The 14,351-nt window shown below is 41.3% G+C and carries 13 protein-coding genes; all 13 read right to left on the bottom strand.

Going from position 1 to position 14,351, the window contains the following annotated elements; all coding sequences use genetic code 11:
* Nucleotides 1–340: hypothetical protein (locus ACILP5_RS01335; RefSeq protein ID WP_395616847.1), on the bottom strand; the 340-nt coding region annotated here is incomplete at its 3' end.
* A 65-nt stretch (nt 341–405) separates the two neighbouring features.
* Complete coding sequence (locus ACILP5_RS01330) at nt 406–1,425, bottom strand: acyltransferase (RefSeq protein ID WP_395616846.1); 1,020 nt, start codon at nt 1,423–1,425, stop codon at nt 406–408.
* Nucleotides 1,426–3,510, bottom strand: a complete 2,085-nt coding sequence (locus tag ACILP5_RS01325) for a molybdopterin cofactor-binding domain-containing protein (protein ID WP_395616845.1) — start codon at nt 3,508–3,510, stop codon at nt 1,426–1,428. It abuts the gene before it with no gap.
* Complete coding sequence (locus tag ACILP5_RS01320) at nt 3,507–3,968, bottom strand: (2Fe-2S)-binding protein (protein ID WP_395616844.1); 462 nt, start codon at nt 3,966–3,968, stop codon at nt 3,507–3,509. Before ACILP5_RS01320 ends, ACILP5_RS01325 begins: the two co-directional genes overlap by 4 nt.
* 4 nt (nt 3,969–3,972) lie before the next feature.
* Nucleotides 3,973–6,546, bottom strand: a complete 2,574-nt coding sequence (locus ACILP5_RS01315; protein ID WP_395616843.1) for a DUF1080 domain-containing protein — start codon at nt 6,544–6,546, stop codon at nt 3,973–3,975.
* Nucleotides 6,547–6,550: 4 nt separating this feature from the next.
* Nucleotides 6,551–7,807 carry a Gfo/Idh/MocA family oxidoreductase gene (locus ACILP5_RS01310; RefSeq protein ID WP_395616842.1) on the bottom strand — a complete coding sequence of 419 codons (1,257 nt, stop codon included), beginning with the start codon at nt 7,805–7,807 and terminating at the stop codon, nt 6,551–6,553.
* 31 nt (nt 7,808–7,838) lie between these two features.
* Complete coding sequence (locus ACILP5_RS01305) at nt 7,839–9,026, bottom strand: GDSL-type esterase/lipase family protein (RefSeq protein ID WP_395616841.1); 1,188 nt, start codon at nt 9,024–9,026, stop codon at nt 7,839–7,841.
* Nucleotides 9,023–10,516 carry an MBOAT family O-acyltransferase gene (locus ACILP5_RS01300; RefSeq protein ID WP_395616840.1) on the bottom strand — a complete coding sequence of 498 codons (1,494 nt, stop codon included), beginning with the start codon at nt 10,514–10,516 and terminating at the stop codon, nt 9,023–9,025. Before ACILP5_RS01300 ends, ACILP5_RS01305 begins: the two co-directional genes overlap by 4 nt.
* A complete protein-coding gene (locus ACILP5_RS01295) occupies nt 10,491–11,342 on the bottom strand; it encodes a hypothetical protein (protein WP_395616839.1) in 852 nt (283 codons plus the stop codon). The genes ACILP5_RS01300 and ACILP5_RS01295 overlap by 26 nt, the downstream gene beginning before the upstream one ends.
* Before the next feature lies 1 nt (nt 11,343).
* A complete protein-coding gene (locus tag ACILP5_RS01290) occupies nt 11,344–11,787 on the bottom strand; it encodes a glucosaminidase domain-containing protein (protein WP_395616838.1) in 444 nt (147 codons plus the stop codon).
* A 19-nt stretch (nt 11,788–11,806) separates the two neighbouring features.
* Nucleotides 11,807–12,304 (bottom strand): lactate utilization protein C, encoded by a 498-nt coding sequence (locus tag ACILP5_RS01285; RefSeq protein WP_395616837.1) that lies wholly within the window; start codon nt 12,302–12,304, stop codon nt 11,807–11,809.
* Nucleotides 12,301–13,644 carry a lactate utilization protein B gene (locus ACILP5_RS01280; RefSeq protein WP_395616836.1) on the bottom strand — a complete coding sequence of 448 codons (1,344 nt, stop codon included), beginning with the start codon at nt 13,642–13,644 and terminating at the stop codon, nt 12,301–12,303. Before ACILP5_RS01280 ends, ACILP5_RS01285 begins: the two co-directional genes overlap by 4 nt.
* Nucleotides 13,637–14,350, bottom strand: coding sequence for a (Fe-S)-binding protein (locus ACILP5_RS01275; protein ID WP_395616835.1), 714 nt, complete (start codon nt 14,348–14,350; stop codon nt 13,637–13,639). The genes ACILP5_RS01280 and ACILP5_RS01275 overlap by 8 nt, the downstream gene beginning before the upstream one ends.
* Nucleotide 14,351 lies beyond the last annotated feature (1 nt).

Raw genomic sequence — 14,351 nt, 5'->3', positions numbered from 1 at the left:
CTAGCAACTGAATAAAGAAAGGCAATAGATGAATCAGGTCTTTAGGACGTAAAATAAGATTATCCTGTACCATTCCTCTGACATAAAAATAGGCAAGAGGATAAAGTAGGTAGTAAAAGGCGTCAAAATTTCCGAATAAAACAGCGACGATTTCCACATGCCAATCAACAAAAAGGCAGTAATGAAGTAGTGTGAATAAGCCAAAAATGAGGAAATAGAAAAACAGGAAACGCTTCGGACTTTTGAAAAAAGGCCCAGAGGATTTTAATAGTAAAAGCAGGATAATGAAAAAGCTCATGAACACAGCTAGACTATGTCCAAACTTATAAATTTCGTGCATTAAGTGGTAAGGTATGAGTGGTTAAAGGTATTCTAACGAATGTACAAAAATACCCCCACAATCAATCAACCTGCCAGGTATTTAATCAGAGGTATTTTCCTCAATACCCAGACAATTCCACCCGAAATCAACAAGCAAGCCAAGGCCGTTAATGGAACACCTATACTCGGATGAAGCATTTCGCCGTAAATACCAGCTTTGGCTAAATAAAACAAGACAATAATATGCACTAAGTAGATTCCATAACTATGAGAACTTACCCAATCCCTGAAAGGACTTAAGAAAAGAATATCAAGGTTTTGGTACCTGAAAAATAAAAATACACCAGCTGTCGCTAATACCACGCTAGGAGAAAAATTCGCATACAACAAACCATAGAATTTCCCACTGTCTGCAGTAAAATAATAAGACCCCACCATGGTCCACAGGGTACCTACAAGAAATACAACCAAAGCTTTCCACTTCATCCCGGACGAGAGCTCCTTAGTAGATAAATAATAGCCTAAAACGAGATAACCGACATAGCCAGTGAAATCAGTCAAAACAACCGGCAATTTTAAGTAGGGAAAATGGGGATTATTAAACAGAATAGTCAGCCCCCATACACCTAAAAAATACTGAATATGGGACTCTGGCGCTGATCGAATCCACCGACCAATAATGGGAATAAAAAGATAAATCCCAATAATCATATAGATATACCAGAAATGGTAGGACGCCCCGTTAAAATACTGCTCCCCTAACCAAGTTAATCCATCTGAAAAGCCGAAAGCCTTACCGCGAAGCCGAACCTGCCAATTAAAAATGGTAAAAATCAGGTTGTAAAAGAGAAAAGGCAAAACGATCCTATTAAAACTCTTCTTCAAAAAAGGTCCAATGGCTTCATCACGAGGCAACAACAAGGCACCAGATAACATCACAAAAATGGGTACCACGTAGCGGTAACCACCATTATATAAATTTGCAAACCACCAATGATCTGCTGGCACTTTCGTAAATCGGAATAAAATGGTCGCAGAGGCATGAATCAAAATCACACCAATGGTCGCATTTACCCGAAGATTATCAAGCCAGCTGATTTTCATTTAGCTAAATGGCTGCTTGTAATGCCGTTTTTTAGTAGCAGCATAAATGGCATTTGCAATTGAACCTCCGGTAGGCGGTAAAGCTGGCTCACCTAATCCAGTGGGTGCTATACCATTATTGACGAAATGAGCATCAATGACTGGTATCTCATTACCTCGAATAAGCCGGTACGTATTAAAGTTATTAGGGCTAGCTACACCAGCTTGAAAACTTAATTTTGCAAACATCGCATGTCCCATACCATCAATGATAGCTCCTTTTACTTGGTTTTCAGCACCACTTAAATTAACAACTTCGCCACAATCAGTGACAGCTGTAACTTTCGTCACTGTAGGCTTACCGTTCTCCACTTTAACTTCGGCAATTTGTGCCACGTAAGATAAGTGAGAATAATAGACAGAAAAGCCTTGGTGAACACCAGGTTTTTTCTTCCATTGTGCCTTTTCAGCTACTTGCTTGATGACTTCTTCGAAGCGATCGGGCTCGTAAGTAATTTTTCCTACTGGTTTCGTTTTTACTTTCTCTAAAAGGGCTAAACGCATTTGAATCGGATCTTTCCCTGCTACCTCTGCAACTTCATCTAAAAAGGCTTGCTCTGCAAATCCTAAGAAATTAGTGATAGGCGCTCGCCAAGGTCCAGTGGTCACCGATGATTTTTGATCAAAAGATTCAATCAGCACATTTTCAATTGCACCTACAGGGAAATTATCTTGACGTGTGGAATTACCTGCATTCAGTCCTACACCACGTAAATAAAAGGCCGTTATTTCTCCTTTCGCATCCAAACCTGCTTTAAAATGATAACGTGCTGCTGGACGATAAATGCCACCTGTCATGTCATCTTCCCGTGTCCACATCACCAAAACAGGCTTTTGAATGATACTCGATAATTCTGCTGCCTCTAACACAAAGTCATTATTAAGACGGCGACCGAAACCTCCACCCATTTTGGAAATTTCTAATTGAATTTTTTCTACCGGAATTTTCAAAAGATCAGAAACTGCTTTTTGAGCAGGCTGAGGAACTTGGGTAGGTCCAGCTAACAATACTGAATCTTTTTGAACATCTGCAAAGAAATTCATCGGCTCCATCGGGCTATGCGAAATGAATGGACATTCATACGTCGCTTCTACCACTTTCGCAGCGCTAGCTATGGCTGAAGCAAAGTCTCCATCCTTGCGCATCACTTGTGCCTTATCCGATTTCATGCCTTCATCAAACCATTTTTGATGTGTTTCTGTGCTTTCCAAAGGCGCATCAGAACTATAATCACATCGCAAACTAGCACGTGCTTGCAAAATCGCATAAGTGGTCGAACCTACGATAGCCACTTTGTTTTTAAAGGAAACTACGTCGATAATCCCAGGCATTTTCTTGACATCATCTGCCGAGAAAGATTTCAAAGTAGCACCGAAAGGAGGACGCACTATTTGTGCGAAAACCATCCCAGGTTTTCTAATATCAATACCGAATAAAGGCTTACCTGTAACTACATTTTTATTGTCTACACCTTTTACGCGTGTTCCAATAATTTTGTAATCCTTGCGATCCTTGTAAGTCACTTCTGTAGGAACTGGTAATTTAGAGGCAGCTTCGGCAAGAGAACCGTAGGTTGCTTTTTGGCCAGATGGACCTAAAACTACGCCTTTCGATGTTTTACAAGTGCTTACATCCACCTTCCATTGATCCGCAGCAGCCTGCATCATCATCTTACGAACGGTAGCGCCGGCCTTTCTCAAACGATCCCAAGAATGCTTTAAAGCACCACTTCCTCCCGTTAATTGACGTTCAAAAAGCTTGGTATCTAAATTGGCTTGCTCTACTTGAACCTGAGCCCAATCGACGTCCAACTCTTCCGCAACAACTACGGGAAAAGCCGTCTTAATTCCCTGACCAATTTCTGGATTAGGAGAATATAGAATAACTTTTCCCAGACTATCTATCGAAAGAAAGGAGTTAAAACGACCGGCTGAACCCACCACTTCCATGGCAGATGCTTCCGCTGAAAACCAATCAAAACCTAAGGTAAATACACCCGTAAATAGGGCAGTTTTTTGAATAAAATCTCTTCTGGACGTTTTCATTTCTTGATCTTTTTAGAGGCTAATTTTACGGCTTCTTGAATACGGTGGTAGGTTCCGCAGCGGCAAATGTTCCCAGACATTCCATCGACGATTTCTTGATCTGTCGGGTGTGGATTGTTTTTCAAAAGTCCAGCTGCCGTCATGATTTGGCCAGCTTGACAGTAGCCACATTGTGGCACGTCTAACTCATCCCAGGCTTGTTGTACCGGATGTTTTCCTGCAGGATCCAAACCTTCGATTGTCGTTATTTGCGCATTAGATACAGCTGAAATAGGCAATACACAAGAACGCATCGGTTCTCCATTTACCCAAACTGTACAAACACCGCATTGCGCGATACCACATCCATACTTTGTCCCTAATAAAGACAAATGATCTCTTAACGCCCACAATAAGGGAGTATTAGGGTCGATATCCAGAGATACCTTTTTCTTGTTAACCGTGCAATTGATCGCCATAGTTTTATTTTTTCTTAGTCAATTCTTTAATTCGTAGGTTTCTAAATTTCAGAGGTGAACCATGTCCTAAAAACCCAATATGTCCCGTTTTGTTTAATAATCCTGGATGTTCTTTGTGATCTGCCGTACCTTCTTTAGTAGCTAACGCAATATCGCCATCTAAAATCACTTCTCCATTTAAAATCACTTTGATTTTATTTCCTTGTGCAATTACTTCCTCCTCATTCCACTCTCCCACAGGCTTCAAGAAACCCTGTTTTGCAGCGATGATTCCATAAACAGAACCATGGTACTGATAAGGTTGTAATTTAGCATACATCGGAGCCGTATTGTCCAAAATCTGTAATTCCATTCCCACATACGCCGCATCTCCTTCTAAAGGTGCACGAATACCTAGGCCATTATTTGCCCCTGGGGTTAATTGGAAGTCGAACTTTAAATGGAAGTCACCGTATTCTTTTTTGGTATACAAATTACCCTTCCCTCCTCTTTTCGGATCAATCACTAATTCGCCATTCGAAGGGAAATAATCCGTCGTATTGCCTGTCCAATTAAATAAAGAAGAACCATCGAATAAAGCCGTAAAATCGGCTTCAGGTGCTACATAGGCAGCATCAGGCTTTAATTCTTTCACATAAATATTTCGGTAAACGATGTGATTTCCGTGGGCTTGTAATTCAATCGCGTCTTTCACAAAAATAGGAATCTTGCGGTCCCAGTAGTTTTCTAGAATTGCTTGATCCACCACTAATTCTCCATTCAAATAAACGGTAACACGTTCTCCTTTCATGATGATTCGGAACGTATTCCATTCATTGACGGGGTTATCTGCCACTTTTAAAGGATTACGTGGATTAATTTGATTGTTATACAATCCACCAGAACCCACTTGAGCTCCTACCCTAGTTAGTGCTGTATCCCAAATCTGTACTTGAGGTGACCCTCTCAAATAAATGCCTGCATCCCCTTCTTTCTCAATCTTCCAATCTACATACATTTCGAAGTCTTGGTAGTCTTTAACCGAGCACAGATTATCGCCATGCCCCGTGAAATGCAATTCCTCTCCTTTCGCCTCCCAGCCTTCGTGCATAATTTTATCCGCTTTTACCTGCAATAAAGCAATGGTATCAGCTGACATCAATCGACGCTTTACAGGATTCGCCACCAAACCTTTCCAGCCGCGTAAATCTTGGCCATTGTACATGGTATAGAATCCGCGATCTGAAATTTTAAATGCTTCGGCTAATTTCTCCCGAATGGCGGGATCAGAAACTAGATTTAAACCTTCTTGGACCCACTCTTTGGTCATTTGTCCTCTGAAATCAGGATTAGCAAGATATAGTGAGGCTAACCCTTCTGCAGCGTTTTGGCGCACATTCGGATCTTTTAATCCTAAATAAAGGGTACGCATCGCCGATAAGGAATTAGATTTCGCTAAGCCCTTAAAGATTTGTTCCCGCGTCTCTAGGTTTGTGGTTAAATCCAAGGCGTTACGGTAATTCAAAACCTGCTGATTAACATTTTTAAAAAGCTTCGCATTAATTCGGGCGTAGGCACGAATCGCCTCTTCGTTTTTAGTCTTTTTGGCCTCAGCGTACAACCAAGGTAGGTTTTCAAGTTCTTGAACGAACGGAATCCAATTGGATTTTTGAGAAGCCTTCAATGCAAAAGCAGTGATTTTACTATTCAACGTGCCATCTTGTTTCGTAATTGCCGTCATCGCCTGTTGTAAAGACTTTACTTCTGAAGCGAGAGTGGCGTCAGCTAATTTACCGGCAATAATATCAAAATCAGCTACACTGATCCAATGCGGCAAGGCATAAAATCCAGAGGCCCTAGTAGGTAAATTCGATTGTACGGAGTTCCAAACCAAGGGCTTTACCTCCGGCCATTGTCTGGAGGAACCGTAAACAAGTAAAATTGTCTTCTGAGCTAAGGATGCCTGCTCATAAGACGCTAAAGTCTTCTTAAAAAAGTCATTTGATTTTAATGAAGTACAATATTCCGCAATCTCAAAATTTGCTTCTGAAGAAGAAGCGAGCAAAGTCCAAGCAGCTGAAAGGTTTCCTGTTTGTAACAAGGTCAAGGCCTGTTCCTGCGCAAAACCTGCTGGCATCGCAGGAATGGCCCAAGCGGCTTTATAGGTACCTACCGCTACTACAAAAGCGCGAGCGTGTACCGCATCCCACGATTTAGAAGCTGTTTTCAAGGCGACTAAATCGCGCGTTGCGCTCAAATAATTCTTAAGAATAAAGGCCATCACCTGAGGTCTCGAGGACTTATAGCTAGTTAACCAAACAGATGCATCCAAGTGACTCAAGGTCATCATCTCTGCATTTTCGGTTAATCCTATCGCCAAGTATGCCATCATTTCCGCTTTGTTTTTCGAAATGGCTTTAATAAATGATTCAGTCACTTGGGTGGGATCATATGCCCCTTTCATGGCATAAGCGGCCAATTTAAGGCTTTTAAAGTCACCTTTCTCAGCTAATGCGCGTAATCGATTTTGTTCTACACGACTCTGATCTTGAGAGAATACCGCAGAACTAATGAATAAAAATAGAAGTAGATATCTCATCGAATTATAGAATATAAGGTGCACGCATCGGTTGATCCATTAGGCGATTCGCCTCATCATCCCCTACGATTACTTGATTGATCGGGTCAAATTTCAAATTACGGTGTACACGCATCGCTATCAATCCAAGGTTAATTAAGGTACATGAACGATAGCCATTCTCCTCGTTCAAGGCGAACTTCTTGCGGTTCTTCACGGAATCTACAAAGTCCGTTTGTTGCATAACAGGATCAGGAAACTCCGCTAATTTCTTCGCTAAATCCGGAATATCTGATTGCATATTGCGATACAATTTTCCTTTAGGACCTTCGATATAGGCCACTTTTTCGTCCTTTGCCTCGCCGTCTAATACGATTTGGCAGCCGTCCGCATAAGTATATGTAATGCGATTAAAGATACCCACAGCATCTTTATCTTGCACCGGCGCGTCGACTTCGATATACACCGGTGACTCATTATCTTTTCCTAGCATGTATTGGATAGGGTCCAAATAATGTTGCCCCATGTCCCCTAGCGCTCCTCCATCATAATCCCAGTAGCCACGGAAAGTTTGGTGAGTCCGATGTACATTATAGGGTTTATAGGGCGCAGGGCCTAACCAGCTTTCGTAATCCAATTCCAAAGGAACAGGCTGTGGAGTTAAATCCGTCTTTCCTACCCAATAAAACTTCCAATCAAAACCTGTATGCTTGCTCACCGTAAACTTCAATGGCCATCCTAATAATCCAGAATCCACCACCTTTTTCATAGGCTTTACGGTCGTATTCATCCCGTAAAAATTACCTTCAAAACGGAACCAAGTATTTAATCTAAATATACGTCCATGTTGTTGAACGGCCTCTTTCAAGCGTTTACCCTCCCCGATTGTTCGTGTCATCGGCTTCTCGCACCATATATCTTTACCCGCTCTTGCCGCATCAGCCGCCATAATACCATGCCAATGAGGCGGTGTTGCCACATGGACAATATCCACTTCGGGTAACTGAATCATCTCCCGGTAGTCGTGGAAGGATTTTACCCCTTTTTCTACTTTATCTAAACCGAGCTGTAGGTTTTTCTTGTCCACATCACATAGAGCTACGACACGAGTACCCGCATAAGGTATGTGTCCGCGTCCCATTCCGCCGGTACCGATAATCGCTTTAGTTAATTGATCAGAGGGTGCTAAAAAGCCCTTTCCTAATACATGGCGTGGCACAATGCTGAACGCAGCCAAACCTAGAACAGATTGTCCTAAAAATTTTCTTCTTGAAACTGACATGTTTAAACAGGTTTTGCACTAAATATAGGAATTATTTTGGAATTCCTACGCTGATAATGTGTTGATTAACCTGATTTTGCAAATTTTCGTATGAGGCCTGATCGCCCCAAGTTTTGAATAAGGCCAAAGCAAATAATTTAGCCTGCAATTGATAGCCTTCTTTCGTCAAATGCAATTGGTCTTTCAGGAAACACCCATTTTTAACCCAGTCTAAACTAGATCCAAAACCTCCCATCGCTGCATTTAAATCATAAAAAGGAACCTTCAATTCAGAGAGAACTCGAATCACCTCTTGCTGGTATTTCGGTACTCGATTTTGGCTCCTGGTGTCCGGTGGACTAGTCAGCAGAAAAACCGATTTAGGAGAATGAATTTGAATTTCCTGAATAAATTCCAGCCATGCTTTTTTATACGACTGACTTTCCCAATTCGCATTATAGGCTTCATTTGTCCCAAAAGAGCAAATAATCAAATCTGGTTGAAGGATTTTAATCTGGTCAAACACCAAATTTGCCCTCGATTTGATATGTGTAAACTGTGCCCCTGCTACGCCTAAATCAATATATTCTATTCCATGATCATTTGCCGGCAATTCAATTCCATGCAAAGTGAATTGATCTCTAACACCGACATTGCGTAAAGAAAGAACGAATTGACTTACGGGCAAATTAGATTCAAAGTCGTAATAACTCATTCGCCCTTTCTGCTGCTGACTTACTAAAGAGAATTGAGAACCTAAATCTGGCTGAAGGGAACAAGAATCTGATTCAGTCCAAATACGAACCTGTTTAAAAGAAAGCAAGGAATCTTTCGCTATCCATTGAATTTTCGCCGCTGTATCCCGAGTAGAAACGGCATATCCAGTAAAACCGATATTTATACCTGAGGCAGGTTTTAGGACCGAAATCCCAGTCCAATTACCGGATGCTTTTGTTTTAAATAGTCGACCATCCACACTTTTCGCTATTGGGTAGGGGAAATGAATGCCAGCGTTTTTGGCCTGTAATAAGCGCTTAATCTCTCCCGAAAAATGGCCAATCTGAACATGGGAATCTCCTAGATGCAAGACCTTTAAATCTCCCGATTTCCATTTAGTTGAAAGCGTAGCCAGGGAAGAATCCTGTTGAATTTCATTGCAAGGCAGACATACTTGTAACGAATCTACTTCTGCCCTAAGAGGTAACGAAATAAGCCAAAAAAGCAGAAAGACATACCTCAAAATTGAAAATAGATAAAGGGTTGAACTAAGGTGTCACGGTACTGAATAATGAATTGCAAGGCGACTAAAAGAAAGAAAAACCAGAAAAAGGAAGGAATGTAAAAACTCCACTCAAATCCTCTTTTCTTCCAAGCAGACGGAATCAAAATCCAAACCAGTAACGTTAATAGCAAGATAGCGAGTTCATTTCGAGAAAACCAAAAACCCAAAAAATCAAGCTCTGACGTAGCGTAAGTAATTTGATTTAAGATAGTTAACGCAACATCAAAATCTTTTGCCCGGAAGAAAATCCAACAGAACGTGACAAAGCAAAACGTTAAAATTCCACCTATAAATTCCATCCATTTACCTTCAGGCAAGTATCTGTTAACCCATTTGTGTAGCGCTAATGCTAAACCATGCGCTGCTCCCCAGGCCACAAACTTCCAACTCGCCCCATGCCAAAAACCACCCACGAGCATCGTAATCAATAAAAACAGGTAGGTATTAAATACTCCCTTCTGATTCCCCCCTAAAGGAATGTACACATAATCACGTAACCAGGTGGATAAAGAAATATGCCATTTACGCCAAAATTCTGTCACATTCGAAGCACCATAGGGATTATCAAAATTCTCTTTTAACCGATATCCGAGCAAAATTGCTAGTCCTATCGCAATATCTGAATAGCCTGAAAAATCAAAATAGATCTGAAAACTATAGGCAAGAGCGGCTAAAATATTCTCTCCTCCAGTGTAAAATGCCGGATTTTCGAAAACCATATCAACGTATTTACCTAGGTAATCCGCAATTAATAGTTTCTTTAAAAGTCCTGTGGTAATTCGGAACAAACTCTCTTTGTATCTTCGTGCATCCGGGCTTTCTGGAGCATTAACTTGGCCTAAAAAATCTTTTGCTCTAACGATTGGACCTGCCACTAAATGAGGAAAAAATGTCATATAAAAGGCATAATCCGTGATGTTTTCGGAGGCACGTATCTCTCCTCGATAGACATCTACTAGATATGAAATGGACTGAAAAGTGTAAAAAGAAATACCGATAGGTAGAAATAAATCCACCGACTCAAAATGCGTTAATAATAGCCAATTCGTATTCTCAATTAAAAAATTAGCATACTTGAAATAAAGTAAAAAGGACAGACTAAAAAGGACAGCGATAAATGTCCAAACCTGTTTTGCGCTTCCTTCTGTTCGCTCAATTTTTCGAGCAAAAAAATAGTCTACCAGTATTTGAAAAAGGAACAAACCTAAAAAGGGACCGCTTGATTTATAATAGAAAAATAAACTAAAGGCGATCAAATAGACTTTACGAAGAGCATTCTGCGTGAATAGAATCGCATAGAAAAACAGAAAAATGCCAAATACAAAAAGGAATGAAAACTCCGTGAAAAACCAAGGCTCTTTCGTGGAATACAGCATAAAATCACGAAGGAGCTGCTCAAATGGGATCGACCCTATCGCCTTTTCAATAACCTCTATAATCTGCTGCATTTAAGACAATTGCTTTGTATTTTTTAGGATATCCAAAACGTTCCGGTGGCATCATCCGCATCTTCCATCTACTCGATTCTTGTAACCAATTGGCCACATTTCCCATCCAAATTCGATAGCCAGGTAGGGATGGATGTCTTCCATCTATTGCTTTAGGTAAAACTAAGTGTTTCGAGGAGAAAAAGGCAGCGGAATCTGCAGCCGCCTGATATGCATCAGAGACAACATAATCATACCCCCAATTCGTAGGACCAATCCAAGCGTAAGGAAGTCCATTTAATCGTTTATGAAAAGATTTAGCGAGGACCTTTCTGGTCGTATAGTCCTTGGCTAAAACTTCATTAAGTCCAAATAAAACAAAAACGAAAGTAGGTCGATAGCGTTTAATAATTTTAGAAATGGTATCCGACTTCGCAAAGTTTAATGTGGTAGCTGAAGCCCATTCCACGGTAGCAACAAGCTTATGACCGTTGCTTTGGCAATAATCATTTAACACATTTTTTATTCCTCCCGCTTCAGAATCTCCTATTAAGATAACCCGATGATGAGTAGAATCGTCTAAACTAGAATCGGGTAAAACAGGCTCTGGTATGACAGAGTAAACCATTTTTGCCGTATCCTTGGGAATTATATACGTAGGAATCGTATCAATTTTCGCGACCTCTATTTTTCTCTCTACTCTTTGCACGGGTGTTTCTATCTCGAATAACTTCTTGATTTCTTGGTCCGCTACTACATACGTGATAGGAATATAACTATATAAATACAGCGCAGAACACGCTAAAATGAAACCAATCGCCGCCCATAACAAATAAAACCTTTTCATCTTAATCTATCCGCGCAAAAGATTTTTTCATTAAGCTTATCCAACGCTTCGCATTCGCCGCATATCGTGCCTTTGCCATCGCTCTGGTCCATTTCATCGCATCAGGATTACCCTTTAATTTATGATAATAATTTTTGCTAGCCAAAACCTCGCAAAAATCGACCATACTTTCTTCTGGACGGTTATAAAATTTAAAACTAGACTTCTTTTTTCTGGAATATTTTCCGCGCAATCCGAAGTAATTATTTTGCTTAATGGATTGTTTGGATTGGCCAAAACCGGATTCACAAATCCCTACTCCGATAATTAGTTTAGTAGGAATTCCGTAGTGTGCAGACAAGGAATCAATGTAAGGCTTGTAATGTTGAATTTTCTCTTTTGTTCCCTCAAAAGCATTTGCCGTTAGGTGAATAGACAAAAAGAAAAATAAGACGATTTGCTTCATACGAGGCAAAAATACGAAATTATGCGTGGATTACCACCGTCAAACTTCGTGCACCATGCGCACCTATCACGAGCGATTGCTCAATATCTGCGGTCTTGGAGGGACCTGCTAAAAATAAACCAAAACTAGAGCTCGGCTTTTTTAATTCTTCGTATGCCGCATGCATATGAGGCACAATTTTCTGTACATGAATGACTAAATGTTGGCATATGAACGGCGCTACACGATGTGGCAACGCCTCTTCTGTTAACCAAATCGCCCCATTTTCTGCTACACCAAATTCACCATCAATTTCCAACACCTCCACATCTGCCAGACTTAATCCTTCATGAGTCTTTTCAAATCGTTGTCTATTAGGAAATATATGCTCAAGCTCCTCTGGTGAAACCACTCGCGCACCCACCACTTCCAATGAAGCTTTGAAATCAAAGTCTTTCGATGAACCCTGAAACGCCCCCGGATGTTTGACTTCCGCTAACGGCTTTATTTTCCCTAAAATCTGATCTCTTGCGCTCATCGTTTTTTATACCATTCTTGAAAACTCTCTTTGGGTGCGGCCGGCATTTCGCGTTGTTTGTACCAAGGATTCAAACTTGAATTTAAAAGGCCCGAGAATCTGCGCATCAGTGATCCTCCTATTCTGTAAATCACCGGATTTGCTAACGTAAATGCCATCAATTTCATTCCAATTGTTTTTCCTACAGGAGCTAATCCTGCCTCCATTAAATCCTGACGCCAAAACCACAATTGCTCATGGATATTGATCTTCACTGGACAAACGTTCGAACAAGAACCACACAAGGTCGATGCAAATGGCAAATCGGCATTGGCTTTTTTGTCAATATTGGGCGCTAAAATAGACCCAATAGGTCCGGCGACTGGCTGGTGATAGCTGTGTCCCCCGCTTCTACGATACACCGGACAGGTATTAAAACAAGCCGCACAGCGGATACATTTTAACGAATTCTTGTATTTCGGATCGGCAAGTTGACGCGTTCGACCATTATCTAAAAATACGATATGCATCTCCTGACCTTCGTGAGGTTTATGGAAATGAGAGGAGTAGGTGGTGATTAATTGCCCGGTAGCACTTCGCGCAAGTAATCTTAAAAATACCGCTAAATCTGCTCGTTTAGGGATAATCTTTTCGATACCCGTGCAAGCAATGTGGACTTTCGCTAAATGTGCACCCATATCCGCATTCCCCTCGTTTGTACAAACGACAAATTCACCCGTTTCTGCTACCGCAAAATTTACACCCGTTATGGCGACTTCAGATGCCAAGAAATGACCTCTTAAATGTTGACGAGCGGCCTCGGTTAAAAACTGTGGATCCTTATTTCCTTTTGGCGTCCCTAAATGTTGGTGAAAAGTTTCTCCCACATCTTCTTTCTTCAGGTGAATCGCGGGCAATACAATATGGCTGGGTGCTTCGTTTCTAAACTGAACAATACGCTCGCCCAAATCGGTATCCACTACCTCTATTCCTTTGGAAGCCAAATAGTCATTTAAATGGCATTCCTCGGTCAACATGGACTTGCTTTTGACAATCGTTTTTGATCCTTGCGCGGCGATGATACTATGTACAATTGCATTGTGTTCTGCAGCATCAGCTGCCCAATGGACATGGATTCCGTTTGCTATGGCTTTGGCCTCAAAGGCTTGTAAATATTCCCCTAGATTCGCTAACGTATGATCTTTGATTTGTGAGGCATGTTCCCGCATGGCCTCCCATTCAGGTAAAACCTTAGAGGCCTTGTCCCGCTTAGCACGAACAAACCACAAAGTCTCATCATGCCAGTCTGTCCGCTCAGCATCCGCAATGAAATTCTCAGAAGCTTCTGAATGACTAAGCATGATTCAATATTTCAACAATATGTTTAACCTGAACTTTCGAACCCTGACGTCGCAGGATTCCTTCCATGTGCATCAAACACGAGGTATCCGCGCCTGTTATATATTCCACGTCATTTGCATCATGTTCTTTGATGCGGTCTTGCCCCATTTTCACAGAAACTGCTTCTTCTGAAACACAAAAAGTTCCGCCGAATCCGCAGCATTCATCCTCGCGTGCAGGCATCACAACTTCGACACCATTTACAAGGGAGAGTAAATCTTCTAATTTCGAAAAAGGCTTTTCATTGCGCTCTGACATCGAACTAAGTCGTAATCCGCGCTGTCCGTGGCAACTTTGGTGCAATCCTATGCGATGAGGAAAGGTCGCAGACAAGCTTTTTACTTTCAACACATCGGTCAAAAACTCACAAATCTCATAAACAGAATTCCGAATTTTCTCCGAAGGATGATGCTCCTTCAAATGCAACACACAGGATCCTGAAGGGCCTACTATATAATCAAATCCTTCAAAATTATAGGTAAAATTCGCATCGCATCCTTCAGTTGACGTTGCAAAACCAGAATTGGCCATGGGTTGGCCGCAGCAGGTTTGGTCAGATGGAACAATGACTTCGCAGCCCAGTTTCTCTAACAATTCCAAACTCGCCACCGCAACCTGCGGATAGAATTGGTCAATGTAACAAGGAACAAACAGAGCTACGCGCATC

The sequence above is a fragment of the Aquirufa sp. genome (assembly GCF_044239315.1).
In the GTDB taxonomy this organism is placed as follows: Bacteria; Bacteroidota; Bacteroidia; order Cytophagales; family Spirosomataceae; genus Aquirufa.
The sequence above is the reverse complement of the archived record's forward strand: the minus strand, read 5'-3'. Positions and strand labels throughout refer to the sequence as shown.

Coding starts and splice junctions, on each gene's coding strand:
- ACILP5_RS01295 (WP_395616839.1), bottom strand. CDS start 11,342: ATGAAAAGGTTTTATTTGTTATGGGCGGCGATTGGTTTCATTTTAGCG.
- ACILP5_RS01285 (WP_395616837.1), bottom strand. CDS start 12,304: ATGAGCGCAAGAGATCAGATTTTAGGGAAAATAAAGCCGTTAGCGGAA.
- ACILP5_RS01280 (WP_395616836.1), bottom strand. CDS start 13,644: ATGCTTAGTCATTCAGAAGCTTCTGAGAATTTCATTGCGGATGCTGAG.
- ACILP5_RS01315 (WP_395616843.1), bottom strand. CDS start 6,546: ATGAGATATCTACTTCTATTTTTATTCATTAGTTCTGCGGTATTCTCT.
- ACILP5_RS01330 (WP_395616846.1), bottom strand. CDS start 1,425: ATGAAAATCAGCTGGCTTGATAATCTTCGGGTAAATGCGACCATTGGT.
- ACILP5_RS01275 (WP_395616835.1), bottom strand. CDS start 14,350: ATGCGCGTAGCTCTGTTTGTTCCTTGTTACATTGACCAATTCTATCCG.
- ACILP5_RS01325 (WP_395616845.1), bottom strand. CDS start 3,510: ATGAAAACGTCCAGAAGAGATTTTATTCAAAAAACTGCCCTATTTACG.
- ACILP5_RS01290 (WP_395616838.1), bottom strand. CDS start 11,787: ATGAAGCAAATCGTCTTATTTTTCTTTTTGTCTATTCACCTAACGGCA.
- ACILP5_RS01310 (WP_395616842.1), bottom strand. CDS start 7,807: ATGTCAGTTTCAAGAAGAAAATTTTTAGGACAATCTGTTCTAGGTTTG.
- ACILP5_RS01300 (WP_395616840.1), bottom strand. CDS start 10,516: ATGCAGCAGATTATAGAGGTTATTGAAAAGGCGATAGGGTCGATCCCA.
- ACILP5_RS01320 (WP_395616844.1), bottom strand. CDS start 3,968: ATGGCGATCAATTGCACGGTTAACAAGAAAAAGGTATCTCTGGATATC.